The following is a 24,978-nucleotide window of genomic DNA, read 5'->3' as shown; positions in this document are numbered from 1 at the left end:
CTTCGCTGCTTTAGCTTTCACTATGCAGAGAGAACAGACCTCTATTCCGGCGCGCTTTATATCATATTTTAGCCCAATATGGCTAGTAAAAATTGTTTCTTATACATCTCACGCTGGTGACGCTACGCTCCAACTGTGTCCTGAATTCTATGACTAGAGTTCAGTTAAGAATGACTCATATTCTTAACTGGCTTGGGTTCATCACCTGATGTCTGTTAGAATGCGGCCATTCGCACGTTTACGTGCTTACGAATAAGTAGAGAAAGCCAATGTCAATCAAGATTAAAACTGCTGAAGAAATCGAACGCATGCGCATTGCGGGCAAGCTTGCCGCAGACGTTCTAGAAATGATAGAACCGCACATCAAGGTCGGCGTGACGACAGAAGAACTTAACAAAATTTGTCACGAATACGCGCTAGAAAGAGGCGCGTACTCTGCACCACTTGATTACCATGGTTTTCCTAAGTCGATTTGTACCTCTATCAACCACATCGTTTGTCACGGTATTCCAGCCGAACAAGATGAGGTTGGTAGCAACGGTCAGCTAAAACCAGCGGTACTAAAAGATGGCGACATTCTTAACGTCGACATTACCGTTATCGTTCCGAACGATGAAAATGCAGACCTGAGCGTTCGCCCTCAAGGTTACCACGGTGACACGTCGAAGATGTTCCTGGTTGGTGAAGTATCACCAGCGAATAAACGTCTATGCATGGTAACTCAAGAAGCGCTTTACGTTGGCATGCGCACCGTAAAACCGGGCTCAACCGTGGGCGACATCGGTACGGCGATTGAAAAGTACATCAAAGAAAACAATAAGAACAATCCACGCAACAAGTTCTCTATTGTGAAGGATTTCTGTGGTCACGGCATTGGTGATGAATTCCATGAAGAGCCACAAGTGGTTCACTACAAGAACAAAGACCGTCGTGTTCTGAAAGAAGGCATGTGTTTCACTATCGAGCCAATGATTAACGCAGGTAAATTTGGTTGCAGTGTCGATGCACAAGACGACTGGACGGTATACACAGGTGATGGCAAAAATTCAGCGCAATACGAGCACACCATTGTGGTAACGAAAGAAGGTTGTGAAGTCCTGACACTTCGCAGCGACGATACCATTCCTCGCCTGATGAAAAACGCGTAATAATTTCACTCAATACTATCCCCGCTCATGCGGGGATATTTTTTATCTGCATCAAATTTGTTAGATTGCTAATAGTTTTAGCTTGCACGGATAGCAAATATGTCACTTCAGTCCCCTCTTACGTTTACCGATGAACAAATCAATATCGGGGAACTAAAACAAGAGCTAGAGAGATTTGGCTCAGAACAAAAACAAGAATTTCTTAATCACCATCCTGTTACGAGCTTGGTTCTCGCCCGAGCGGAGTACATGGATTTACTTTTAAAGCGTTTGTGGCAACACTTTGGCTTTAACGATATTTACAATATTTCTCTGGTTGCCGTAGGTGGTTATGGTCGCGGAGAGCTCCATCCATTATCCGACATTGATATCCTGATTTTGTCTAATAAAAAGCTGCCGAGCTCGTTGGAAGCAAAAATCAGCGAGTTCATTACGCTTTTATGGGACCTCAAACTCGAAGTTGGACATTCCGTCCGAACCGTTAGTGAGTGTGCTGAAATTGGCCGCAATGACCTGACTGTCGCCACCAACCTTCAGGAGGCGCGACTTTTAGCTGGTAGCGAAGACACCTTCGAGGCACTGAAAAAAGTCGTGTTATCCGACTCATTCTGGCCAAGCGAAACCTTTTATCGCGCCAAAATTCAAGAACAGCGAGAGCGTCATGCTCGTTATCACGACACTACTTACAACCTAGAACCTGACATCAAATCAACGCCCGGTGGCTTACGCGATATTCATACTCTCAGTTGGGTTGCTCGGCGACACTTTGGCGCCACTTCTTTACTTGAGATGAGTCGTTATGGCTTTTTGACTGATGCAGAGTACCGAGAGCTGGTCGAGTGTCAGGACTTCTTATGGCGAGTTCGCTTTGCTCTGCACTTAGAGTTGCGTCGCTACGACAACCGTTTGACTTTCGCTCACCAAGCACAAGTTGCAGAGAGCCTTGGCTACGTGGGTGAAGGCAATCGCGGTGTCGAAATGATGATGAAAGAGTTTTACCGCACCCTTCGTCGAGTGGCAGAGCTAAACAAAATGTTGCTCAAGCTGTTTGACCAAGCCATCATCAACGGCGGCATTACAGAGAATGCTGAAATTATAGATGGCGACTTTCAGCGACGTGGCGCATTAATTGAAGCCCGCAAGCCCGCTTTGTTCCAAGCTCGGCCAGAAACCATTCTCGACATGTTCTTACACATCGCGAATGACTCTACCATTGAAGGGGTCAGCCCTCCGACTTTACGTCAGTTGCGAACCGCTCGCCGCCGATTGAACAAGTTTCTGCATACTATTCCCGCTGCGCGTGAAAAATTCTTGGCGTTGTGCAGACACCCAAATGCATTGCACAAAGCATTCAGTTTGATGCACCGCCTTGGCGTGATGGCCGCTTATCTGCCGCAATGGAGCCAAATTGTTGGCCAGATGCAGTTTGACCTTTTCCATGCTTACACAGTCGATGAGCACAGCATCCGCTTACTTAAGCACATTCATACGTTTAACGATCCAGCGAATCATGAGAAACATCCAATTTGTTGCGATATCTACCCTCGCATGCAAAAGAAAGAACTGTTAATCATTGCGGCAATTTTCCATGATATTGGTAAAGGAAGAGGTGGCGATCACTCGGTGATTGGTGAGGGTGAAGCGTATGATTTCTGTATAGAGCATGGGTTATCGAAACCAGAGGCGAAACTCGTCAGCTGGCTGGTGAGGCACCACTTGCTGATGTCCGTGACAGCTCAACGAAGAGACATCTACGATCCGGATGTAATCACTGAATTTGCCAAAAAGGTTCGTGATGAAGAGTCGCTTGAATATTTGGTTTGTCTGACAGTCGCGGATATCAGCGCGACCAACCCAGAGCTCTGGAACGCCTGGAAACGTACTCTACTTGCGGAGCTTTTTTACTCTACGCAAAGAGCCCTGCGTCGTGGTTTGGAAAACCCGGTTGATGTGCGTGAACGCATTCGTCACAACCAACAAATGGCATCAGCGATGTTGCGCAAGGAAGGGTTTTCAGCGCGTGAGATAGAAGTATTGTGGCAACGCTTCAAGGCCGATTACTTCCTGCGCCATACCCATACTCAGATTGCATGGCACTGTGAGCATTTGCTGCGCATGGACGATCTGAGCAAGCCATTGGTATTGATCAGCAAAAAGGCCACTCGTGGCGGTACGGAAGTTTTTGTTTATAGCAAAGACCAACCTGCGTTATTTGCTACCGTCGTAGCGGAGCTCGACAGACGCAACTTCAACGTGCATGACGCGCAGATCATGACGAGTAAAGACGGACATGTCATCGATACGTTCATTGTTCTTGATCAGCACGGTGAAGCGATCGATGAGTCTCGACATGCTGCGGTTATCAAACATTTAACTCATGTGTTAGAAGACGGTCGACCAACCAAGATTAAAACCCGCCGTACCCCACATAAACTCCAGCATTTTAATGTCAAAACCAAAGTGGATTTCTTACCGACACGAGGTAAGAAACACACTTTGATGGAGTTTGTTGCACTAGATACCCCGGGCTTGCTAGCCAAAGTTGGTCGTACTTTTGCGGACTTACATATCAACCTTCATGGTGCGAAGATCACCACCATTGGAGAACGAGCAGAAGACTTGTTCATTCTCACCAGTGGTTCCGGTGGCAGGCTCAGTGAAGAGCAGCAAAGTGCGTTGCGAGAACAGCTCATTAAGACGCTTTCGGAAGAGGCAACGGCTTAAGCGGAGGAACTCCCGTAGCGTGGGCAAGAACGATAGCGATCTTGCCCACAAGTTGAGCAATTGAACCAATTATCAACTATCTAGCACGTACATAGGCTGCTAAAGTAGAACTGATATCATTTCAGTATATAGAGGTAGCCTATGTTTCCACACCTCACTGGTTTGGGCATCCAAGACCCAAAACAGATTGAACGTTACTCCCTTCGCCAAGAGGCACATAAAGATGTGCTGAAAATCTACTTCCAAAAACAAAAAGGCGAGCTCTTCGCCAAAAGTGTCAAATTTAAATACCCACGCCAAATCAAAAATGTACTTGTGGACAGTGGCAGTCATAAATACAAAGAAGTCACCGAAATCAATCGCAACCTGACGTTAGTTATCGATGAGCTAAATAAAATCACTAAACCAACCAAAGTGGCTGAAGTCGACGTCAAACAAAAAATATTGTCTGACCTTCGCCATTTAGAAAAAGTCGTATCAAGCAAGATCTCAGAGATCGAGGCAGATCTAGAAAAACTCAAGTAATAGTTAAAATACGTAAAATCAAAAAAAGGGTTGGTATATACATCAACCCCTTTATTTTTTGTTCTTTGCTTTCGCAAGAATACGTTAACTTATTGACTTAACCAGTGCTTCATCCCATTCAAATCGGGCAAACAACTGCTGCCAAGTTTCATCGATATTCGCTTTCATCACTATCTCTTGATTAGTAAACGGATGAACAAAACGAAGCTCTGATGCATGCAATAACAAACGGTGAGAATCAAATTCAGTTCGATACAGTTTGTTGTGCTTACCATCACCATGAGAAGTATCACCTACGATTGGGTGGCGTAGGTGGGCCATATGACGACGAAGCTGATGTTTACGCCCAGTTTTAGGATGCATTTCCACTAGACAATAACGTGTGGTTGGAAACTTCCCGGTGGAGTACGGCACTTCAACTTTCGCCAGAGGTTTATAAGCTGTGACAGCTTCTTGCGCTTCTTTTTCCTGAGAAGCGAACTTGTCCGCGATTTTGTCTAATTCGACTTTAAGCGCGTAATCTAAAACGCCCTCTTCCTCAATCCAACCGCGCACGATGGCATGATAAGTTTTTTCCATTTTATGCTCAGCAAACATCGGCATTACTTGAGATGCGACCTCACTGGAAAGCGCAAACACCAATACCCCAGACGTTGGTCGATCTAAACGGTGCAGAGGAAAAACGTGCTGACCAATTTGATCACGTAATGTTTGCATGACGAACTGGGTTTCGTGTTTGTCTAACCAACTACGATGTACCAGCATACCGGCAGGCTTGTTCACCGCGACAAAGTATTCATCTTGATAAACAATCTCCAATTCCACTGGAGAAACGGGTTGTGATGTTTCTTGTTCTGACATTGAGGTTACTTACATAGTTCGTCGATAGTTCGGATGGTGACCAATAGCTCAGCGTATTGCGGCTCTTGTTTCCACACCTCTGAAAAATAGGGTTCAATTGAAAAGCCACGTGGCAAAGGCTGGTTACTTTCAACCAAAACGCGCATTCGGGAAATAAATATCCACTGCAGCCACTCATGCGGATGAAGGGTATCTATCGCAAACGGCTCTACACTTTGCAGGGCTTGTGGCGATGGCATCGTTTGTTGCCAAAGTTGGTGCTTGTGCAGCTGCGCTTCAAGTTGGTGAAGTAATTCCGCCAGTTTTGTGCTTGTAGTCATTAACTTTTACATATCGAACCTTGAATTAGCCGAGAATGATACCATCTCTTGTGAAAAGAACGTTAGGACGTCGTATTTAATGGAAAACATTCAGACCCTCACGCAATTGCTCAACAACAGCAACTGTGATTATCAAATCTTCGACCTTGGTCGTCGCATCAAGGCCATTGATCCAAAAATATTTGCCGATGTGGAAAAAGGACAGTGCCCTTACCCTTTCCCGATGCAGCGCAAAGCACACCTGGCCATCGCTTACTGGAATGAGCAAAAGCAACCCTGGATTTGGTTTCTTAAGTTTGATCTCGATGAGCGCGGCCTACTGAAGCAGTCTGATATCGGAAACTTCATTAAATACGTGGTTGAAGCGATGGGGACGCGTCTGAGTGACGATATGTCTGAAGAACAGCAACAAAAGCTGTCCAATAACCCATACACCTTCAAACCTTCTGAAGACAAAATGGCGGTATTCCATAGCTTAATTCGCTCTAGTTTAGATCTGCCCACCAGCCAGTATTACGAACATACCCAGCACTATTTCTCTGGTGGTCTTGGATGGGAAAACTGGCAGACTGTCGGCTTGCAAGGTATTACCGACATGGCAGCTCGCTTAGGCAAAGAACAAAATGCCGTAGCACTACGCAAAGCCATTCACCATTTACCAAACGAGCCTTTGTATGCGCTGTTAGGGGCACTAGAACACGTAGACCTTCAAGAACGCCTGGCAGAACGCATCGCTGAGAAAGCACACAAAGAGATAGAGAGTAACGAACCCGACCTATTTTTGTTGTCTGCACTCATTCGAGCATTAGCAGGAGCGCCTACAAACATCGCCCTTCCTGTATTAAAAGCGATTCTGCAAAGCCCTCGTCTCAGCCACCAAGAAGTACTAATTGGTATTGCAGGACGTACTTGGCATTTGCTAGCCGACGCAGAAATCGCAGAACAATTCTTACTGCGTCTTGCTCAAACTGGCAACCAAACTCTGTTTAATCAACTATTCGCAGATTTAGTCATGCTGCCAGAGCTCAGAATGGTATTGCTGCCATTGCTGCACTCCAGTCCATCCGAAGAGTTGACGCGAGCTCTGGTCAATTTACAGCAAGCGACAAAGGGTTAATAAAGGATTAGAGATGATAGGAGATCTACTGGCAATATTGGGACTGTGTTTTTTCTGCTTCCTATTTTGGCAACAGCGACGTCAATCTGAACTGGCAAAAGCAGCAATAACACGCAAATGTGATCAGTTGGATCTCCAATTGGTGAGCATCGCTTTTGGTGCGCATAAACTAAAAACGCCAGATGGAATCTGGCGTTGGCATACGTTGTATCAATTTGAGTTTTCATCCCTTGGCGACGACTGTTACCAGGGGGAATTAACGATGGTTGGTTTTAGGCCGCTGAGCTTTCACCTACCACCGCATCGCTTGTAAAGGTCATTTCAAAGTAAGGGCCGTATAAGTCCTTACTTTCACGGGTGACAACAAAGCCTAGTTTTTTCAGTAGCGCCAATGAAGCGTGATGACTGCTGTTAACGTTAGCAGTGACTTCACTCAACCCAAACTCCCGACAAGCTTTAGGGAAGAAAGCCTTCAACGCTTCTGTCGCCAACCCTTTCCCCCAATACGCTTTATCAAAGATAAATCCTAACTCAGGCTCCGAATCGAGCTGAGAAATAAAAATATGCCCCATATAATCACGGCTGGTGCTTTCAAGTACCGCCAGACTATAAATATTTCTATCATCGAGTATTTTTTCAAATAGCTGTTTAGCAGACGCTACAGTATGCGGACCGTTCATTTCAGCGCGGTTTTTCGCACAGCAGTTAAGCATTACGAACTCAAGTTGTAACGACTCATCGTAGGGTAGAAGAAGCATTCTTCTGGTCACTATGGCCACATCTTTTCCTTGATTACAACAAACCAAACGTACCCGCATATCGCGTATTCGAACGATACGATTCATCAACTGCGGGGCATAAAACCTTGTAGAAAAGCCAAAAGTTAAACCAACTGATAGGAAAGGGTAATGTTTTAAACTGCCTTACTAACAAACTGTTAAGTTGCAGTTTAATCTTTTATTCATCTTATGATATTAATTTTATTAAAGTCACTAAATTGCTACGTAAGAAAAGTCGGACAATATTGTCAGATTTTAACGATTTCCTTACTTCTGGTCGTGTCAGCCATTCGAGCTTAATTCATCGCCTCTTTTGGCAAATAACATTTTTACCGACCAAATTTAATGCATGGACTTAAAATAAGAAAAACCCCGACACAAGTGTATCGGGGTCATGATCTTACTCGCAGCAGTCCGGCTACAAAATAATGCTCCATGCATCATCCATAATAGTGACTGAATCCATCAGTCCTGTCCTTACGTCGCCGTCCTAGCGGTGTCCTTATCAATCCTGATAGCCAACATTCCCCGTTAGCGCACTTCACTTGTTCCTTGAGCGGTGTCCATGGCATCGTCCTGATGCTGTCCTGCCTCAATCCTATGAGGGGTCCATTGTCTATCCTTAGTCATCAACATCCTATTGATGATTGTGTCCTTACAATGTCCAGTGCTCCTTGCTTGTTCACTCATCCTGAGTGACCAAATCGTCTTCCTGACGATGACCAATTCCGTGGTGCTTTCCTGTTCCGTGTCCGCTTCCTGCCGACAAGGTTTAATTTACTCTTTTCTTTTGCAATCACAATTATGCCCACTAACATTTTTTCAGGGTTTAATTGTTAATAAAAAGTTAAACCCAAATATATCAATGAATTACAACGAGCTATTTCTGTTTATCTGCTAAAGAAATCGTTTTCTCTCACACCCCTTGTAAGAGATCTCTCACAAGACGCAATCCAAATTGCTATTCGCTAAATCTAGCCGCTCAACGTATGATGATAATAATATCGTTGTTAAGGATTGAAAATGTTAACCCAAGACGTCACTAAAGAACTGGAAGCGGTTTTGGAGCAGCTTCAGCAAGAAGGGAAAGAACCGAGTGTGGCTCTAGTTAAAGCACGAATGAGAACGCCTGTACCTATGCCAGCATTAATCGCGACGATCAAGAGCTGGAGGAGCGCGAATCGTGTGCCAAAAATTGAAGTTGCCGCCCAGAAAGCGTCGCAAGAAGATCGCCTGACTACGCTTGAGAATACGGTCGCACAACTGACCGCTCGCATAGAAGAACTAGAAGCAAAACTGAGCGAGAAAAAGTCATGAAGCTTTGGGTAGATGCAGACGCTTGCCCGAAGGTCATTCGAGAGACCATTGTTCGTGCAGCAGAACGAACTGGTGTTGAATGTACTTTCGTTGCCAACCATATTGTGCCGGTTCCGAAAAGAGCCAACATTCATTCGCTTCAGGTACCGGCAGGCTTTGATATTGCCGATAACGAAATTGTTCGACGCGTGGAAGCCAATGACTTGGTCATTACCTCTGATATTCCACTTGCTGATGAAGTGATCGACAAAGGTGCGCTGGCATTAAGTTCTCGTGGTGAACTTTACACCAAAGACACCATCAAAGCGCGCCTTAACATTCGTGACTTTATGGATACCATGCGTGCTAGCGGTATTCAAACCGGTGGTCCCGCTTCCCTATCGCAAACAGAGCGTCGAGAGTTTGCCAATCACTTAGACAGGATTCTCGCCAAACGTTAACCAAACGTCCAAAACGTCCAAAACTAAAAAAAGCCTGCGAGATTCGCAGGCTTTTTTAGAGCTGTGTGAGGTGCTTTTTTATTACGGCGTGTAGTAAGTTGCCGCGCCAGGACCTACTGGTAGACCAAATACGAATACCCATAGATAGAACAGCACACTCCAACCTATGATGAAGCAGATTGAGTAAGGTAGCATGGTCGCGATTAGCGTACCGATACCCAGGTTCTTCATGTAGCGAGTTGCAACCGCTAGGATTAGACCAAAGTAGCTCATCATTGGTGTGATGATGTTGGTTGTCGAGTCACCGATACGGTAAGCCGCCTGAATAGTTTCAGGCGCGTAACCTACCAGCATTAGCATTGGTACGAAGATTGGTGCAGTTACTGCCCACTGCGCCGATGCAGAACCGATCATCAGGTTGATGAAGCCACACATTAGAATGAAGGCAAAGAACAACATAGGGCCTGTTAGACCGATGTTTTGTAGGAAATCCGCACCCGCAACTGCGAATACCTGACCAAAATTCGTCCATTTAAAGAAAGCAACGAACTGAGCTGCGAAGAATACCAGTACGATGTACATGCCCATAGAAGACATAGATTTAGACATCGCATCGATAACATCACGGTCAGTTTTCATTGTGCCTACAACTTTACCGTATACAAAACCAGGGATAGCAAAGAATACGAAGATGAAAGCAACGATACTTTTCAGGAATGGTGAACCTGCGATAGTACCAGCATCAGAACGTAGAACGCCATTTTCTGGAACGATTGTCCAAGCCAACAACGCTGATACCGCCAGAATAGCAATACCTGCCAGTTTTAGACCTTTCTTCTCCAGGTCTGTTAGACCGCCCATTTTGTCTTTAGACAGATCTTCTGAGGCTTCTTCTTCATTGTACTTACCAAGTTTTGGCTCAACGATTTTCTCAGTAACAAACGCACCAGTAATCGCAATGAAGAAAGTAGATACAAACATGAAGTACCAGTTTACTTCTGGACCTACCGTGTAGGTTGGGTCGATCATTTGTGCTGCAGTTTCAGTAATACCTGAAAGCAGTGGATCAACCGTACCGATAAGTAGGTTTGCAGAGTAACCACCAGATACACCAGCAAATGCAGCAGCAAGACCAGCAAGAGGATGACGACCTAACGAGTGGAAAAGCATTGCTGCTAGTGGAATCAGTACCACATAGCCAAGCTCAGATGCCGTATTTGAAATGATACCCGCAAAAACGACTGTTACTGTAACCATGCGCTGAGACGCACCCATTACCAGACCACGCATCGCTGCTGAAAGTAGACCAGAGTACTCTGCGATAGCAACACCAAGCATTGCTACAAGTACCGTACCTAGCGGGGCAAAACCAACAAAGTTCTTCACTAGGTTAGTAACGATAAGTTGTAAACCATCAGCGTTAAGTAAGCTGACAACGTGGATCATACCGTCTGCGGAACGACCACTTGCCCCCTCTGGACGAGGGTCCATAACGGATACTTCGAAGTAACCAGCTATACCCGACATCACCAAAATGGCTAAACAGAAAATGGCAAATAGTGTAATCGGATGGGGTAAAAGGTTCCCCAAATATTCGACAGTATCCAAAAAGCGCGTAAACAGCGGCTTTTTAGGCGTGTTTTGTTTAATTGAAGCAGATGAACTCATCTGTTCCCTCCTTGTTTTTATTCCTATGCAAATGTGACAAAGTTGTCAAAAAGCGAGCGAAGGGTACTTGAGTAAAGAGTCAATTCAAAGTCAAAAACGTTACAAAGTGTAACCAACAGACAAACATTTAACCAGTTATTTGCAAATATGTAGATATTTCATCCATATAAAATGCATAAATCAACACTATCAATTAAACAAAACCATAATCAACCGAGATAATATATTGCTACTTCTGTACGGCCTTGAATCTAGGATTCGTTTTGCAAATAACGTACAGACGCCCTCTTCTCTTCACTATTTGGCAGTCAGGGTGGCGACTTTTCGCGCTCTTTAATGATTTAACCACTTTCATGTCTTTCTCCTTATTCTTTAGTAAATTGCCCAAAACGACGATTGAAGTTAGCAATGCGTCCTTCTGCCTGCACCACTCGCTGTTTACCTGTGTAATACGGATGAGATGCTGACGACACATCTAAAGTCATGTAAGGGTATGTTTTACCGTCTTCCCACTCGATAGTTCGGTCGGTTTTAAGCGTTGAACCAACAACAAAATATTTATCTACGCTGGTGTCGTGAAATACCACAGGGCGATATTCAGGGTGAATACCTGGTTTCATCGTATTTTCCTCTCAGTCATATTGTTATGTTATAACATCTTAAATGATAATTATTATCAAGAGAAATCGCAAGAGAAATTTGTGATACTTTTTGTGTTAAACGAATTGTTAAATATGGTCACTATGTATTCCATTGAGCCAATTGGCGTCATTGAAACGCCTTACAAAGAAAAGTTCGCGGTCCCTCGCCAACCACGTTTAGTACCTGCAGCTACAGCAAGAGTGAAACTTTTAGGCGAGGCAAACAGCCCTGAAGCAGTCAGAGGTTTAGAACAGTTTTCTCATGTGTGGTTACTGTTTCTGTTTGATCAAAATTTAGCGGCAGGCTGGAAGCCCACTGTCAGGCCTCCACGTTTAGGCGGGAATGAGAGAATCGGTGTGTTTGCCTCTCGCTCCACTTTTCGGCCAAATGGTATTGGTATGTCAGCTGTAGAAGTCAAAGGCGTAATCAAGCAAGGTGAACAAATATACCTAGAACTAGGCAGCGTTGACTTGGTTGATGGCACCCCGATTGTCGACATTAAACCTTACATTCCCTACTCGGATTCGATTCCAGATGCACAAGGTGGTTATGCGGGGGAAGAACCAGAAAAATCGCAAGTCACTTTTTCTTCGCAAGCACTGTCATCACAAGCATTGGCGGTGGTACAAAAGCAATACGATACTGATCATTTACTGTCGGTGATCGAACAAGTCTTAGCGCAAGATCCCCGTCCCGCGTACAAGAGAAACAAGCCAGACAACAAAGAATATGCGGTAAATTTGTTCGATTTAAACGTCAAGTTTACCGTGAAGGACAACTTAATAACGGTTACTGCGATCGAAAGCTTTTGACAAAGCCAATTGGCTGATATTATAAGCGGCTAATAAATTTCCCATTGTGGGACTTCCATACTCTCGTCAGCAGTGACATGAGTAATTAACTTAAATAAACGGATAAATTTAATGCGTACCAGTAATTATCTTCTTTCTACTCTGAAGGAGACTCCAAACGACGCAGAAGTAGTGAGCCACCAGCTCATGCTACGTGCAGGTATGATCCGTAAGCTGGCTTCAGGTCTATACACCTGGCTACCTACTGGTCTACGTGTGCTGCGTAAAGTCGAAAACATCGTTCGTCAAGAGATCGACAATGCAGGTGCAATCGAAACTTTGATGCCCGTTGTTCAGCCGTTTGAACTTTGGGAAGAGACAGGCCGCAGCGAGAAAATGGGACCTGAGCTACTTCGCTTTACTGACCGTCATGAACGTCCGTTTGTTCTTAGCCCAACCGCTGAAGAAGTGATCACCAGCTTGGTGCGTAACGAGGTAAACTCTTACAAACAACTTCCTCTGAACCTGTACCAAATCCAGACTAAATTCCGTGACGAACGCCGTCCACGCTTTGGTGTCATGCGTTCTCGTGAGTTCTCGATGATGGATGCGTACAGCTTCGACATCGACAAAGAAGGTCTGCAAAAGTCATACGACGCAATGCACGATGCTTACTGTAAAGCATTCGACCGTATGGGTCTGGATTACCGTCCTGTGCTTGCTGATAGCGGCGCAATTGGTGGTAGCGGCTCTCAAGAGTTCCATGTACTGGCAGAAAGTGGTGAAGACCTTATCGCCTTCTCTACTGAATCCGACTACGCAGCGAACCTTGAAAAAGCAGAAGCATTAGCACCAACCGATTCTGCTCCAGCACCAACTCAAGAGATGACGCTAGTCGATACACCTAATGCGAAAACCATCGCAGAGTTGGTTGAGCAACACGGTCTGCCAATTGAGAAAACCATCAAGACACTGTTTGTCAAAGCGTCTGATGAAGTTGATGCACCGATCATTGCGCTGCTTGTTCGTGGCGATCATGAACTGAACGAAGTAAAAGCAGAGAACCTTCCACAAGTTGCTGCTCCATTAGAAATGGCGACAGAAGAAGAAATTCGTGCACTTGTCGGCGCAGGTCCAGGTTCACTTGGCCCGGTTGGCCTTAAACTGCCGTTCATCGTTGATCGCAGCGTAGCGGTAATGAGTGACTTCGGCGGTGGTGCTAACATCGACGACAAACACTACTTCGGGATTAACTGGGGCCGTGACGTTGAACTTGACCAAGTTGAAGATCTACGTAACGTGGTTGAAGGTGATCCTAGCCCATGTGGTAAAGGTACTATTCAGCTTAAGCGTGGTATCGAAGTCGGCCACATCTTCCAGTTAGGTAAGAACTACTCAGAGAAGATGAACTGTGGCGTACTTGGTCCAGACGGTAAAAACGTTATTCTGGAGATGGGCTGTTACGGTATTGGTGTTTCTCGCGTTGTTGCAGCAGCAATTGAACAGAACCACGATAAATACGGTATCATCTGGCCAGACGCGCTAGCACCGTTCCAGGTAGCAATCGTACCAATGAACATGCACAAGTCAGAAGAAGTGAAAGAGGCGGCTGAGAAGCTGTACGCAGAACTGACTGCGATGGGTATCGAAGTCCTGTTTGATGACCGTAAAGAGCGTCCGGGCGTAATGTTCTCTGATATGGAGCTACTAGGCGTACCGCATACGATCATCATCGGCGATCGTTCAATGAAAGAAGGTAACTTCGAGTACAAGAACCGTCGTTCTGGTGAGAAAACAGCCGTAGCAATGGCTGATATCGTTGAGCACATTAAAACTCAGCTACAATAAGTTCTCTACCTATCTTATTGTTAGAAAGGGTTGGCTTCGGTCAGCCCTTTTTTATACCTATTAAATACCAATCACATAACAGAAAGCGACATACTCAAACCACTCGTCATTCTGGACAGCGAGGAACGAGCGTGATTCAGAATCTACTTTCTAAGTTTTATGTTGCGAAGGAAAACGCCAAAATTTCTCAGCTCGCTGCTATTAGATTCCTGATGTCGCCAAGGCTCCTCGGAATGACATTAGTAAGTAAAATTAAGTCAGGTACAACCTATCACTTCTGATGTGATTAAACCGTGCTCAATGCGAACAACAAATTGAGGCAAGACAAGTCTCTGCTTTGAGTTTCAAATCGGCTATGTGTATATTTGACAGCAGTTATCACTTTTAAGGATTATACAATGCAAGTATACGGCTGTTGTGAACTAGTTCGTGAGCTTTACGCTCAAATTGGCAGTGGCGATCAAGCTTATGTGCCACAAGCAATTTCTTGTGCAGTAAAAGCGTTGAATGACGTTGCTGCAAACGAGTCACTACCGCAAGAAACTCGTGAAGCGGCAGCATTTGCCGCGGCAAACTTACTGATTTCTGATTTTGAGGATAAGTAATGAATCTGGCGAATTTTGCATCTATGGATCCTGTGATGCTAATGAGCATCGTCAACATGAAGCTGCGTGATGACTTTGGCGGCGATTTGGATAAGCTCGTGGCTTTCTTTGATATCGACCGTGCAGCGCTGGAAGCGAAACTGGCAACGGCGGGTTTTGATTTCCTTCCGGAAGCCGGTCAGTTCCGTTAATACGTCTCCTCTGGGCAGAATACAAAAAGGGCTTGATGATCGATCATCAAGCCCTTTTCTTTTATTAGTTAATTAGTTATACCAATCTGAAAAATTAACTGATCAGGGAACAGGGGTCGATAAACCAACTCTATTTACCGTGGATGGCAAATAGAAGCCCCATGGATGGGTTCATGCGTGTTTGTTCTCGATGCCTGTTTTCTGCTTCTCTATCATTAAGTATGACCACTTTCTTACTTAGGTTGGTATTAATTAGCCAAATGAAGCCCAGATAACCGTCGCCACCAGCACAGGGCAAACAAACTTCACGTACACAGGCCATAATTTGCCAAACCAGCCTTGAGTAAACTCTGGGAAGCCTTGCTCAAGCTCTTTAATCTTCGAGTTACGACTCCATACCCAGCCACCAAACAGACAGAACAGTAAAGCCGCCGTTGGTTGCAGGTACTGAGTCGCCACAGTTGCTACCAAACCAAACATCGCACCAAAGTTATATACGATCACGACACTGAACAGAGCAATCAAACCACCTAGAACCCAGCTGGTTCCGCTACGTGGAGTATTAAAACGCTCACTGACCAGAGCCACCGGACACTCAAGCATCGAGATAGATGATGTCAGGGCAGCAATCGTAAGTAGTAAGAAGAACACGATAGCGAACAATTGGCCAAGTAAGCCCAAGCTATCAAACATCAACGGCAGAACAGTAAATACCAGCGTATCTGAGCTTAGCAGGGAACCATCTTCCGCGTAAATCTGAACGCCTTTCTGCATCGCGACAAACATCGCTGGCATCACAACCAGACCAGCAATAAATGCCACTGCGGTATCCACTAGAGTCACGTTCATCGCCATTTTAGGCAAGTTCTCTTTCTTGCTTAAGTAAGAACCGTAAATCAGCATCGAACAGCCACCAATGGTCAGCGAGAAGAAACCCTGTCCCATTGCAGCTAAGATGAGTTTTCGGTCCCAAATCTTTTCAAAATCCGGTACAAGGTAGTGCTTAAGACCTTCCATTGCGCCGTTTTGCGTCATGATGTAAACAAACAGCAACGCAAATAAAACGAAAAGTGCTGGCATCAAGCGTGTTGACCATTTTTCGATACCTTGTTTAACGCCACCTTGTACGATTAAAACCGTGAGAACATAAAAAGTAATCGTACCAAACAGATTGCGCTCGACACTGAATCCTTTGAACCAAGCGGTAACAGCTTCCAAGCCCATGATGTCGGTAATCGCACCTAATAAAAAGCAGATCAACCAACCACCAACAATGGAATAAAACGCTAATACCGCACTTGGTACACTCAGACCGATCCAACCGACCAGGCCGCCAAACTTTTTAGCGACAGGATTATGAGTCAGCGCTCGCATACTGTCGACAGGGTTTGCCTGACCATGACGGCCAATCGCCATTTCAACCACAAGCATAGGAAACGCGACGATAAGAATCATCACTAAGTAAACTAACAAGAATGCACCACCACCATTACTGGCAGCTTGCGTAGGGAAGCCCCAAATATTGCCCAGACCCACTGCCGCACCTGCTGCGGCTAAAATGAATCCGAGGCGAGAGCCAAAATGCTCACGAGGCTGAGAAGAATTTTGTTGTGTCATACCACTCACACAATACACCAATGAACTAGTTGGCTAGTACATTATAGAAATATCAACTAATCAGCAAGAGCAAGTAGGTTAAATACTCGACAACAACAACGATCAGCAGACATTCAGTTTGTAAAATATTACGTACATCTCAAGTTTCGTCGTAGTGATGCATTTCTTGACCAGAGCTTACCTAGCAGAACGCTTAATAAAACTTCAGCTTCATGTGATGGTTTAAATGCCCATATAGCAAGAGAGCGCACAATGGCGCTCTCTTTGGTTATGTTCAGAGGTTAAATCGTAAAGACGCGATAGTCTTTCAGCTCTGGAATTTTCTTCAGGACGTTATCCTCCTGAACGGCCATATCATCGAGTGAGTCACACAACTCTTCCGCTTTTTGCTCTATACCTTGCGAATGCTCATTGATACGTTGTTCAACTTTTGCACTCAACTCCGTCATACTTTCAGACAGCGCCGTCAGATTAAGCCCGTCTTCTTCTTGCATCTTTTTCGACAACGCTTCAAACGCACTTGCCAAAAACTCTTTGTTGAAGATTTCCTGAGCTTTAGCAAAATCGTCCGTCCAGCTTTGAGTCATCGATTCAAAACTTTCAGCAGGCAAAATAAAGTCACCGTCTTTGTAGTAGCGCGATTCTACGTCTTCAAAAAATGTTTTGACCGATGCTTTTACATTGTCAAAAGCGTCAGGTGCATCCAGACTCGCCGCGACATCATCGATGATGGCATTCGCCAGATCTAAACCATCACTCGCCAATTGTTTAGCCTGAGGGATGTAAGCGTTCATTTTCTCTCGGTAGCCTTCAATCGCTGCTTGCTGATCAGCATCGAGTTCGACTTGCTCCCCTTTAATGAACAGGTTGTTTTGTTCATCGACAACCGCCGTATCACCAGTAGATTGATGAATTTCCAAACTCTGTCCATCCAGACGAACTTCATTATTGATGTCCACACGACACTGCGCTGTATAGCCAGAAGCACTCACTACCAGCAATGAAAGTGTAAGCAGTTTCTTCATGTCTTTCTCTTTTATCCAACTTTACTACCGTTAAACATAACACTGGGTTATACATTTGATGTCAGAAAACCGTCACCACCGAATAACCAATTGTTTTATCGCCAATTTTAATATCAACATCCTCCCCTTCTTCTTTTCCCACCAATGCTCGACCAAGCGGAGATTTCGCCGTTAAGACAAAGACTTGCCTCTCTTGCCACTCAACTGTTAAGCCACCTGAGCAAGGGCCGATAAAAAAGCACTTTTCATGCAAATCATCGTCTTCCAGCAAGACAAAAGCTCCGACACCAATCGGCATATCCGTAAAGTCTCGAATGACCAACGAACGGTACTGCTGTAACTCTTCTTCACTCTCCTGAACTCGCATTGCCTGACCGTGAGCAAGGTAAGAGGCCTCTAACGCCAGCGTGTCATACTTGTGTTCAGGAACCGTCTCTTCATCTGTCGCTGCATCGATGGCTCTCTGGGTAGCAGCGTGCGCAATCTGAAGTTTTTCTTCCAATTGCTGAATGATTATTTGGACTAACTCTGCTTTGTTCATACTTTTAAAAGGCACTTTTAGCAAACAGATTATGGTATTGTGATCTAGTTTATCATTAAAGAAAGGTTTCCCTATTATGCAAACCATTCAGTTGCAGAAAAGTGCCCAGTTGCAGAAAACACTTCAGTCGATATTTGGTTTTGACTCATTACGCTCAGGTCAACAACCCGTCATTGAAGCTGTGATGAATGGTGACTCTGCAGCGGCAATCTTTCCAACCGGATCAGGAAAATCACTTTGTTATCAGTTGCCCGCAACGCAACTGCCAAACCTGACTTTGGTGATTTCGCCACTCCTTGCGTTAATGAAAGACCAGCTTAGCTTTTTACAAAGTAAAGGCATTGCGGCGGCATCAATTGACAGCAGCCAAAGTCGGGAAGAATCTCAGCAAGTGATGGCGGGGGTGAAAAACGGCCAGATAAAGATTCTGATGATTTCAGTCGAACGGCTCAAGAACGAACGATTCCGTGAGTTTATACGTCAGATCCCAATATCATTAATGGTCGTGGACGAAGCACACTGTATTTCTGAATGGGGACATAACTTTCGTCCCGATTACCTGAAACTGCCACAATACCAGCGCGAGCTGAACATACCTCAATCCTTGCTGCTTACTGCTACAGCAACACCCGCCGTTATTGATGATATGCAGCAGAAATTCAATATCGCCAGTGAGAATATTACCGTTACGGGTTTCTATCGCCCAAATCTGGATATCTCAGTCATTCCTTGCAAGGAATCGGAGAAACAGACTCAGCTTAACAACATCGTTGCTGCACAACCTACTCTGCCAACCATTGTGTATGTGACTCAACAACAAACTGCCGAGCAGGTGGCAAAATCGCTTATCCACATCGGCATTAACGCCCATGCGTATCATGCAGGGATGAAGAGTGACGTTCGAGAACAAATTCAGCAGCAGTTTATGGATAGCCAAATTGACTGCATCGTAGCGACGATCGCGTTTGGTATGGGTGTTGACAAGTCAGATATTCGCCGAGTGATTCACTTCGACCTACCGAAATCTATTGAGAACTACGCACAGGAAATTGGTCGATCCGGACGTGACGGTCAACGCTCTGAATGTATTCTTCTCGGCAATACGTCTGGCTTAACCGTACTGGAGAACTTTGTTTATGGAGATACGCCAGAACGTACCTCTATCAAGTATGTTTTAGAGCAAGCTCGTGAACATGCTCCACAGTGGGAAATCGTGCCGCTGCGCCTGTCTCGTGACAGTAATATACGTCAGTTACCACTTAAAACCCTGCTGGTGTATTTGGAGTTGGAGAAAGTCATCGAGGCGAAATACAGCTATTTTGCCGAGTATCGCTTTAAGTTTCTCCAAGATCAGCACTTTATCCTCAACCAGTTTCAAGGCGAACGACGCCAGTTTGTAGAAGCCATCTTCACTTGCTCGACAAAAGCCAAAGTATGGTGTCAGGTAGATTTAGACGCACTCTGGATGCATTATCAATCAGAGAGAAGCCGCGTGGTAGCGGCACTGGATTACTTTCATCAAAACGGCTGGATTGAACTGGAGAGTAAGCAATTAACCGACGTTTACACTGTGCTTCCAACTCAACAAGGCGCTGAGACGCTGGAACAACATCTTTACGAGCTGTTTCAATCTAAAGAGCACAAAGATATCGAGCGTATTCATACGATGTTGGGCTTATTTCAATCTTCAGAGTGCTTAAGCCACCAACTGGCACACTACTTTGCGGACCACAACGCACCGACTCAATGTGGTCATTGCTCGGTTTGTCGAGGCCAAGTAGCTACGTTTCCGGCTCAGGAAAATCAACTGCCCGAGCACGAACAGGTCGTGTCTTGGGTGAATGAGTTTGTGCAATTATCTCCGACAACCATCAGTAATGAGGCGGTTGCCCGGTTCTTATGTGGGATCAGTACACCGCTTATCAGCCAGCTAAAAGCGACAAAAAAGTCCGGCTATGGCGCAATGGCGAATGTATCCTTCGATAAAGTTATCGAGCAGGTGAGTAAAGCCCGAACTTAGAAAAAACTCAGCTGACGAGCTTGTGTTTCCGGCTTGAGCATCACACTCAGGCCTAAAAGGCGAATTTCTCGTCCCTGCTGACGCTTGAGAATGTCTCTCAGCAATACCTTGAAATCATTTAGCTCAAGCTGAGGGTGAATATGTTCTATGGTTGTCAGCTGAAAATCGGCGAACTTCACTTTTATGCCTTGCTTGATGATCGACTTATCAGGGCTAGCGCGCTCTAATCGTTTCTCAAGCTCGGGATAAAGCTTACTTTCTATTACCTGCCAACATTCGTCATAAGTGGAGATATTCTGGCTAAACGTGCGCTCTACACCGACAGACTTTCTCTCTCGTTCAACGACCACTTCTCTGTCATCAATTCCCTGACTCCGCTTCCATAATGAGGCACCTTGGCGGCCAAACTGACGCAGCAGTTCTCGGTAATCACTGTTTTTAATGTCTTCACAAAGGTAAAAACCCGCTTGATGCAGTTTTTCCAGGCTGACTTTGCCCACACCCGGAATTTTCTCCAATGGTAATTTGTCCACGACTTGCTGAACTTTGTCTGGAGGAATTACAAACTGGCCATTGGGCTTGTTCATATCTGAGGCGACTTTGGCGAGAAACTTGATTGGTGCCACACCGGCTGAAGCGGTCAAGCCAAGCTCATTCCAGATATCTCTTCGAATAGCTTCAGCGATTAATGTTGCGGAGCCGTGACATGCTGTTGCATCAGTCACGTCTAAATACGCTTCATCTAAAGAGAGGGGTTCAATAATAGGAGTGTAGCGTTCAAAGATCGCTCTAATTTGCTGAGAAACCTGTTTGTAAATATGCATACGGCCTGGTACAACCACAAGGTTAGGACACAGCTGTAACGCCCTTGCAGTCGGCATCGCACTGCGCACGCCATACTTGCGGGCTTCATAATTACAGGTACTAATCACCCCACGCTGTTTCTCATGGCCGCCTACAGCAAGTGCAATGTTTCGGTAGTTTGGGTTATCTCTCATCTCTACGGCAGCATAAAAACAATCCATATCGACATGAATAATTTTTCTGATTCGCTCTGACATAACCTAGATTACACTGTTTAAAAAACCAGTATAGTTAAATTCATGCCTGAAGAAAATGAAAGTTTAATTGGTTAACTGACCGCCAAATCCATACGATTCGATAACCCATTGACTGTTCTATGATTGTGTCAGTTAATCCCGCAACATAACGTCCAGTTGATCGACCAGCTCTGCCCAATCCGCATCTTGCTCAATAGCCTGCTTCAAGAAAGCTGACTGTGAGCGTGTCCAAAAGCTCGCTTCATATATCGGCGCAGAATCACGTTTATGTCGATGGTTATTCACGAAGTCTTTAATTTCCCTTGGTGAACTGCCCAAGCCAAGCTGTTCAAACAATTCCGTCATTCCGTGTTGATGCATTTCCATATCTACCTCCTCAAACAGGATCACTAACCAAGAGTATATACCCTGTCAGACAGACGATAAAAAATAACCCAGCATAAAGCTGGGTTATTAATGTCTAAACTCTTCACAGTGTTATGCGATACGGTCTTTTTCCCAAGCCGCCAGCTTCTCTGCGCGTGCAGCTTCACGAGCTTCTCGCTTTTTACGAGCATCACAAGGCTCAGGACAGTTGCATACTTTTTCAATGCCTACCGCACCAAGGCCGCCACAGCTACCTTTTACGACTTTTTTCTGGATGATATAGCCGATCGACATTGCCGCAATTACAGCGACAAACACGGCAAATGTAATTAGAAATGTACTCATAAAGACATGCTCACTTATGTAATTATTGGCTTACGTATGGCTTGTAGGCATCAGATGCCAGCTCTTTAAAGCCATCTTCGGTCTTAACAATCATTAGCACCGGAATATTGTTTTCTTGTGCTACTTGCATCCCTTTTACTTCACCCATCACCATCAGGCCAGTCGCTAGACCATCTGCAGTCATCGACGATTTGTCCAGTACCGTTACTGAGACCACTTTGTGGTTGATCGGTTTGCCTGTTTCTGGGTTAATGATGTGCGAATAACGAACGCCATCACGCTCAAAATAGTTACGGTAATCGCCAGAGGTCGCAATAGCCATCTCACCCGGCTCGATGATCTCTTGGATAGCTCGCTCTTCAACAGACGGCTTCTCAATCGCGATACGCCAAGCTACACCTTCACGGTTAATACCTTTCACGCGCATCTCACCCCCCACTTCCACCATGTAGTTCATGATGCCTTGAGATTGGATGTAATCTGCCACAACATCAACGCCCCACCCTTTTGCGATGGTAGACAAATCTACGTAAAGGTTTGGAATGTCTTTCTTCAGTGTGTTGCCTGCCACTTCTAGGTGTTCGATACCTGTCATAGCGCGACGTGACGCTAGTTCTTCATCACTTGGCACGACTTCAGGGCGAGCTTCCGGGCCAAATCCCCATAAGTTAACCAAAGGTCCTACAGTCACATCCAATGCGCCTAAAGTAAGGCCGTTGAGGCGAATCGCTTCTTTCACTACGGTCGCAGTTTGAGGAGAGACTTCAAACGCATCAGACTCTGTGTATTGGTTAAAACGACTTAACTCTGAATCTTTACGATAAGTCGACATTTGATCGTTCACTTCTTCGAGTAAACGGTCGACTTCTTTTTGTAGTTCAGTCGCAGCCGGAATACCTTCCGCAGCAATGTATTTAATGTTGTAAGTCGTCCCCATTGTAGGGCCAGTTAGATGTACTTGCTCTGCTGGCTGTTCACAACCTGCAAGAACTAAGAGAGAAGCAAAAGCAACAAGCCACTTTTTCACTTGTTTAACTCCTATGGAAAATTGAAATGGATATAGAGAATAAGTTGTGTCGATATAAACCGATTTTCTATATCAATTAATATTCAGAAAAAACAATGGCTGACCCGTAAGAGTCAGCCACAAATTTCAATTACTTAGATGGATTAACCACCGAAGTCATCTAGAAGGATGTTTTCATCTTCTACACCTAGATCTTTCAGCATGCCGATAACAGCCGCGTTCATCATCGGTGGACCACACATGTAGTATTCACAATCTTCAGGAGCTTCGTGATCCTTCAGGTAGTTTTCGTACAGTACGTTGTGGATGAAACCAGTGTAACCATCCCAGTTATCTTCTGGCATTGGGTCAGATAGAGCACAGTGCCATACGAAGTTGTCGTTTTCTGCTTGTAGGCCATCGAAATCTTCTACGTAGAACATTTCACGCTTAGAACGTGCACCGTACCAGAAAGACATCTTACGCTTAGAGTGCAGACGCTTAAGTTGGTCGAAGATGTGCGAACGCATTGGAGCCATACCAGCACCACCACCAACGAATACCATTTCAGCATCCGTATCTTTAGCGAAGAACTCACCAAATGGACCAGAAATCGTACACTTGTCACCTTCTTTAAGAGACCAGATGTATGAAGACATGATACCAGGTGGTACATCAGGATTATTAGGCGGCGGCGTAGCGATACGCACGTTTAGCATAATAATACCTTCTTCTTCTGGGTAGTTAGCCATTGAGTAAGCGCGGATTGTCTCCTCGTTTACTTTAGACTCGTAGCGGAACAGGTTAAATTTGTCCCAGTCTTCGCGGTACTCATCTGGTACATCGAAGTCAGCGTATTTCACGTGGTGAGCAGGCGCTTCAATCTGGATGTAACCACCAGCACGGAAAGGTACTGATTCGCCATCTGGAATTTGTAGCTTAAGCTCTTTGATGAATGTCGCTTTGTTATCGTTAGAGATAACCGTACATTCCCACTTCTTAACGCCGAAGATTTCTTCTGGAAGTTCGATGTCCATGTCCGTTTTCATTGCAACTTGACATGCCAGACGTTCGCCTTCACGTGCTTCACCTTTAGTAATGTGGTCAAGCTCGGTAGGTAGAATATCACCACCACCAGATTTAACTTTTACGCGACACTGACCACATGAGCCACCGCCACCACAGGCAGAAGAAACGAATACACCAGCGCCAGCAAGAGCGCTAAGTAGTTTACCACCTGGTTGTGTAACGATCGCCAGATTAGGGTCGTCGTTCACAGAAATTGTAATGTCACCTGTTGGTACAAGCTTAGACTTAGCGAAAAGAATCACTAGTACTAGAGCAAGTACGATCAGAGTAAACATCACTACACCAAGAATAATGTCCATTGACTATTCCTTAATTGTTGCGGTTTACCCGACTTACAGTTGAACACCAGAGAAAGACATAAAGCCTAACGCCATTAGACCTACAGTGATGAACGTGATGCCTAGACCACGTAGACCTGGAGGTACGTCAGAGTACTTCATCTTCTCACGGATACCTGCAAGAGCAACGATGGCTAACATCCAGCCCACACCAGAACCGAAACCGTAAACAACAGATTCAGCAAAGTTGTAGTCACGTTGTACCATGAAAGATACACCACCGAAGATCGCACAGTTTACTGTGATCAACGGTAGGAAGATGCCTAGTGCGTTGTACAGAGGTGGGAAGAAACGGTCTAGCACCATTTCTAGGATCTGTACAAGTGCAGCGATTACCCCGATAAAGGTGATGAAGTTTAGGAAGCTAAGATCGACACCTTCCACTAAAGCGTTTTCTCTCAATACTAGGTTGTAAACCAGGTTGTTTACTGGAACAGCGATAGTAAGTACTACTACAACCGCAACACCTAGACCAAAAGAGGTCTTAACTTTCTTAGATACCGCAAGAAACGTACACATACCTAAGAAGAAAGACAAAGCCATGTTTTCGATGAAAATCGATTTAACTAACAGACTAATGTAATGTTCCATGAC

At 45.0% G+C, this 24,978-nt stretch carries 27 protein-coding genes; 12 read left to right on the top strand and 15 right to left on the bottom strand.

All coding sequences use genetic code 11. The features are described from left to right. The first annotated feature begins 269 nt into the window (after positions 1-269). The 3 genes from map (at position 270) to OO774_RS03685 (ending at position 4,397) form a co-directional block, all read left to right on the top strand. The gene (gene map, locus OO774_RS03695; RefSeq protein ID WP_264904823.1) at positions 270-1,148 is read left to right on the top strand and encodes a type I methionyl aminopeptidase; all 879 of its coding nucleotides are present in this window, start codon (positions 270-272) and stop codon (positions 1,146-1,148) included. 99 nt (positions 1,149-1,247) lie between these two features. Further along, complete coding sequence (gene glnD, locus OO774_RS03690) at positions 1,248-3,872, top strand: bifunctional uridylyltransferase/uridylyl-removing protein GlnD (protein ID WP_264904821.1); 2,625 nt, start codon at positions 1,248-1,250, stop codon at positions 3,870-3,872. A 141-nt stretch (positions 3,873-4,013) separates the two neighbouring features. Further along, entirely contained in the window at positions 4,014-4,397 is a 384-nt protein-coding gene (locus tag OO774_RS03685; RefSeq protein WP_264904819.1) for a DUF3461 family protein, read from the top strand. Positions 4,398-4,481: 84 nt separating this feature from the next. Here OO774_RS03685 and truC read toward each other — a convergent pair whose 3' ends face one another. Beyond that, on the bottom strand, positions 4,482-5,258 hold the full coding sequence (truC, locus tag OO774_RS03680; protein ID WP_264904817.1) for a tRNA pseudouridine(65) synthase TruC: 777 nt from the start codon (positions 5,256-5,258) through the stop codon (positions 4,482-4,484). A 5-nt stretch (positions 5,259-5,263) separates the two neighbouring features. Beyond that, positions 5,264-5,578: a YqcC family protein gene (locus OO774_RS03675; RefSeq protein WP_264904816.1), complete on the bottom strand. Its 315-nt coding sequence runs from the start codon at positions 5,576-5,578 to the stop codon at positions 5,264-5,266. A gap of 79 nt (positions 5,579-5,657) precedes the next feature. Here OO774_RS03675 and OO774_RS03670 point away from each other — a divergent pair, with 79 nt between their 5' ends. Together OO774_RS03670 and OO774_RS03665 are read left to right on the top strand one after the other, a co-directional pair. Next, positions 5,658-6,695, top strand: coding sequence for a DUF3549 family protein (locus OO774_RS03670; RefSeq protein WP_264904814.1), 1,038 nt, complete (start codon positions 5,658-5,660; stop codon positions 6,693-6,695). Between the two features lie 13 nt (positions 6,696-6,708). Beyond that, positions 6,709-7,008: a DUF3301 domain-containing protein gene (locus tag OO774_RS03665; RefSeq protein WP_264904812.1), complete on the top strand. Its 300-nt coding sequence runs from the start codon at positions 6,709-6,711 to the stop codon at positions 7,006-7,008. Here the strand turns inward: OO774_RS03665 and OO774_RS03660 are convergent. Next, positions 6,968-7,453, bottom strand: coding sequence for a GNAT family N-acetyltransferase (locus OO774_RS03660; RefSeq protein ID WP_264906061.1), 486 nt, complete (start codon positions 7,451-7,453; stop codon positions 6,968-6,970). The two genes, OO774_RS03665 and OO774_RS03660, sit on opposite strands and share 41 nt — an antisense overlap. 1,044 nt (positions 7,454-8,497) lie before the next feature. On the opposite strand from OO774_RS03660, the gene OO774_RS03655 reads away from it, so the two are divergent. Then, on the top strand, positions 8,498-8,791 hold the full coding sequence (locus OO774_RS03655; protein WP_264904810.1) for a hypothetical protein: 294 nt from the start codon (positions 8,498-8,500) through the stop codon (positions 8,789-8,791). Beyond that, the gene (locus OO774_RS03650) at positions 8,788-9,231 is read left to right on the top strand and encodes a YaiI/YqxD family protein (protein WP_264904809.1); all 444 of its coding nucleotides are present in this window, start codon (positions 8,788-8,790) and stop codon (positions 9,229-9,231) included. Before OO774_RS03655 ends, OO774_RS03650 begins: the two co-directional genes overlap by 4 nt. 81 nt (positions 9,232-9,312) lie before the next feature. On the opposite strand, the gene OO774_RS03645 is transcribed toward OO774_RS03650, so the two are convergent. The 3 genes from OO774_RS03645 to OO774_RS03635 all read right to left on the bottom strand — a co-directional run bounded on the left by OO774_RS03645 (position 9,313) and on the right by OO774_RS03635 (position 11,519). Then, positions 9,313-10,899 carry an AbgT family transporter gene (locus tag OO774_RS03645; protein ID WP_264904807.1) on the bottom strand — a complete coding sequence of 529 codons (1,587 nt, stop codon included), beginning with the start codon at positions 10,897-10,899 and terminating at the stop codon, positions 9,313-9,315. 229 nt (positions 10,900-11,128) lie between these two features. Beyond that, positions 11,129-11,254 carry a type B 50S ribosomal protein L36 gene (gene ykgO, locus OO774_RS03640; protein WP_005380299.1) on the bottom strand — a complete coding sequence of 42 codons (126 nt, stop codon included), beginning with the start codon at positions 11,252-11,254 and terminating at the stop codon, positions 11,129-11,131. A gap of 10 nt (positions 11,255-11,264) precedes the next feature. Beyond that, complete coding sequence (locus OO774_RS03635) at positions 11,265-11,519, bottom strand: type B 50S ribosomal protein L31 (protein ID WP_020335158.1); 255 nt, start codon at positions 11,517-11,519, stop codon at positions 11,265-11,267. A 123-nt stretch (positions 11,520-11,642) separates the two neighbouring features. Here OO774_RS03635 and tsaA point away from each other — a divergent pair, with 123 nt between their 5' ends. The 4 genes from tsaA (at position 11,643) to OO774_RS03615 (ending at position 14,976) form a co-directional block, all read left to right on the top strand. After that, positions 11,643-12,353, top strand: coding sequence for a tRNA (N6-threonylcarbamoyladenosine(37)-N6)-methyltransferase TrmO (gene tsaA / locus OO774_RS03630; protein ID WP_264906060.1), 711 nt, complete (start codon positions 11,643-11,645; stop codon positions 12,351-12,353). Between the two features lie 111 nt (positions 12,354-12,464). Next, positions 12,465-14,180, top strand: coding sequence for a proline--tRNA ligase (locus tag OO774_RS03625; RefSeq protein WP_264904755.1), 1,716 nt, complete (start codon positions 12,465-12,467; stop codon positions 14,178-14,180). A 398-nt stretch (positions 14,181-14,578) separates the two neighbouring features. Further along, on the top strand, positions 14,579-14,785 hold the full coding sequence (locus OO774_RS03620; protein WP_014232780.1) for a YaeP family protein: 207 nt from the start codon (positions 14,579-14,581) through the stop codon (positions 14,783-14,785). Beyond that, complete coding sequence (locus OO774_RS03615) at positions 14,785-14,976, top strand: DUF4250 domain-containing protein (RefSeq protein ID WP_264904754.1); 192 nt, start codon at positions 14,785-14,787, stop codon at positions 14,974-14,976. The genes OO774_RS03620 and OO774_RS03615 overlap by 1 nt, the downstream gene beginning before the upstream one ends. Positions 14,977-15,228: 252 nt before the next feature. On the opposite strand, the gene OO774_RS03610 is transcribed toward OO774_RS03615, so the two are convergent. The 3 genes from OO774_RS03610 to OO774_RS03600 form a co-directional block, all read right to left on the bottom strand. After that, positions 15,229-16,593 (bottom strand): sodium-dependent transporter, encoded by a 1,365-nt coding sequence (locus tag OO774_RS03610; RefSeq protein WP_264904752.1) that lies wholly within the window; start codon positions 16,591-16,593, stop codon positions 15,229-15,231. Between the two features lie 281 nt (positions 16,594-16,874). Further along, positions 16,875-17,618 (bottom strand): YggN family protein, encoded by a 744-nt coding sequence (locus OO774_RS03605; protein WP_264904751.1) that lies wholly within the window; start codon positions 17,616-17,618, stop codon positions 16,875-16,877. A 61-nt stretch (positions 17,619-17,679) separates the two neighbouring features. After that, the gene (locus OO774_RS03600) at positions 17,680-18,159 is read right to left on the bottom strand and encodes a GreA/GreB family elongation factor (protein ID WP_264904749.1); all 480 of its coding nucleotides are present in this window, start codon (positions 18,157-18,159) and stop codon (positions 17,680-17,682) included. A 76-nt stretch (positions 18,160-18,235) separates the two neighbouring features. On the opposite strand from OO774_RS03600, the gene OO774_RS03595 reads away from it, so the two are divergent. Next, positions 18,236-20,179: a RecQ family ATP-dependent DNA helicase gene (locus OO774_RS03595; RefSeq protein ID WP_264904747.1), complete on the top strand. Its 1,944-nt coding sequence runs from the start codon at positions 18,236-18,238 to the stop codon at positions 20,177-20,179. Here the strand turns inward: OO774_RS03595 and dinB are convergent. The 6 genes from dinB to nqrE form a co-directional block, all read right to left on the bottom strand. Then, on the bottom strand, positions 20,176-21,240 hold the full coding sequence (dinB, locus tag OO774_RS03590) for a DNA polymerase IV (RefSeq protein WP_264904746.1): 1,065 nt from the start codon (positions 21,238-21,240) through the stop codon (positions 20,176-20,178). The genes OO774_RS03595 and dinB overlap by 4 nt on opposite strands. A gap of 132 nt (positions 21,241-21,372) precedes the next feature. Beyond that, positions 21,373-21,606 carry a DUF2789 domain-containing protein gene (locus OO774_RS03585; RefSeq protein WP_014232786.1) on the bottom strand — a complete coding sequence of 78 codons (234 nt, stop codon included), beginning with the start codon at positions 21,604-21,606 and terminating at the stop codon, positions 21,373-21,375. A 111-nt stretch (positions 21,607-21,717) separates the two neighbouring features. Then, entirely contained in the window at positions 21,718-21,951 is a 234-nt protein-coding gene (gene nqrM / locus OO774_RS03580; protein WP_014232787.1) for a (Na+)-NQR maturation NqrM, read from the bottom strand. A 22-nt stretch (positions 21,952-21,973) separates the two neighbouring features. Beyond that, positions 21,974-22,978: an FAD:protein FMN transferase gene (locus OO774_RS03575; protein ID WP_264904744.1), complete on the bottom strand. Its 1,005-nt coding sequence runs from the start codon at positions 22,976-22,978 to the stop codon at positions 21,974-21,976. A 143-nt stretch (positions 22,979-23,121) separates the two neighbouring features. Then, complete coding sequence (gene nqrF, locus OO774_RS03570; protein ID WP_264904742.1) at positions 23,122-24,345, bottom strand: NADH:ubiquinone reductase (Na(+)-transporting) subunit F; 1,224 nt, start codon at positions 24,343-24,345, stop codon at positions 23,122-23,124. 33 nt (positions 24,346-24,378) lie between these two features. Beyond that, positions 24,379-24,975, bottom strand: coding sequence for an NADH:ubiquinone reductase (Na(+)-transporting) subunit E (gene nqrE, locus OO774_RS03565; protein WP_014232790.1), 597 nt, complete (start codon positions 24,973-24,975; stop codon positions 24,379-24,381). Positions 24,976-24,978: the final 3 nt, after the last annotated feature.

Source organism: Vibrio sp. STUT-A11, assembly GCF_026000435.1.
GTDB lineage: Bacteria > Pseudomonadota > Gammaproteobacteria > Enterobacterales > Vibrionaceae > Vibrio.
The sequence above is the reverse complement of the archived record's forward strand: the minus strand, read 5'-3'. Positions and strand labels throughout refer to the sequence as shown.